The organism is Arthrobacter sp. Hiyo1, assembly GCF_001263615.2.
GTDB lineage: Bacteria > Actinomycetota > Actinomycetes > Actinomycetales > Micrococcaceae > Arthrobacter.
Window position 1 is genome coordinate 28929 of record NZ_DF952469.1, and the last position, 1381, is coordinate 30309.

The 1381-nt window shown below is 63.9% G+C and carries 1 protein-coding gene and 1 pseudogene; both read right to left on the reverse strand.

The genetic code is table 11. From position 1 onward, the window contains the following. Positions 1 to 719, reverse strand: a pseudogene (locus tag AHiyo1_RS04785) (phenylalanine--tRNA ligase subunit beta); the annotation flags it as partial. A gap of 2 nt (positions 720 to 721) precedes the next feature. Beyond that, positions 722 to 1381 (reverse strand): phenylalanine--tRNA ligase subunit alpha (gene pheS / locus AHiyo1_RS04790; RefSeq protein ID WP_084784358.1); only part of this gene is annotated, 660 nt, incomplete at its 5' end.

Below are 1381 nucleotides of genomic sequence, written 5' to 3' on the forward strand. Positions count from 1 at the left end.
GGCTTCCCGTAGATGGGGGCGTCGTCGTTAAGCTTGACGCCGTAGCCGCCGGAGAGCGCGGCGGGGGCATTGACCTTGGCAGCCGGGTCCTTGAAGACGGTTCCGGTGGCGTGGGCGTACTCGCGGGCCACGCCGCGGATCGAGAACGCGTAGCCGCGGTCCGGAGTGACATTGATTTCGGCGGCTTCGTCGTAGAGGCCAAGGAGGGACATGGCGTCGGTGCCGATTTCGGGATCCAGGCCGATGCGGGAAAGCACCAGGATGCCGTCGTGGTCCTCGCCGATGCCGAGTTCACGGACGGAGGCGATCATGCCCGCGGACAGGTGCCCGTAAGTCTTGCGCGCGGAAATGTGGAAGTCACCCGGGAGCACAGCGCCCGGGAGGGTCACTACAACCTTGTCTCCCTCGACGAAGTTGTGGGCACCGCAAATGATGCCCTGCACGCCGGAGGGATCGATGCCCTTGCCGGTCAGGGTCTGCTCCTGGCCTTCGGGGACCACGCGGACCTGGCACCAGTTGATGGTCTTGCCGTTGCTCTGCGGTTCCTTGACGAGGCTCAGGACCTGGCCCACCACGATGGGACCCTTGAGTTCGTCCGTGGGGCGGTGGACAGCTTCTTCTTCAAAGCCGACCTTGACCAGTTCCGCCATGACGTCTTCGGCCGTGGCGTCGGCCGGAACCTGCGCGAATTCACGCAGCCATGAAAGTGGGATACGCACTGTTAGATCTCCATCCCGAAGTGCTCGCTGAAACGTACATCGCCTTCGATCATGTCGCGCATGTCGCCGACCTCGTTGCGGAACATGAGCGTGCGCTCGATGCCCATGCCGAAGGCAAAACCTGAATACTCGTCCGGGTCGATGCCGGCAGCGCGCAGGACGTTGGGATTGACCATGCCGCAGCCGCCCCATTCGATCCAGCGGGGGCCGCCCTTGGCACCGGGGTGCCAAATGTCCAACTCCGCGGACGGCTCGGTGAACGGGAAGTAGTTGGGACGCAGGCGGATCTGTGCCTCGTCACCGAACATCTGGCGGGCGAAGTGCTCCAAGGTGCCGCGCAGGTCGGCCATGCTCAGCTTCTTGTCAATGGCCAGGCCCTCGAACTGGTGGAACACGGGTGTGTGCGTGGCATCGAGTTCATCGGTGCGGAATACCTTGCCCGGGCACAGCACATAGAGGGGTACTTCGCGCTCCAACATGGACCGGACCTGTACCGGGGACGTGTGCGTGCGCATGAGCAGGTGCGCCTCAGGAGGTTCCACGAAGAAGGTGTCCTGCATTTCGCGCGCCGGGTGGTCCGGCTTGAAGTTGAGGGCGTCGAAGTTGAACCACTCGGACTCGACCTCCGGTCCTTCGGCGATTTCCCAGCCCATGCCGACGAA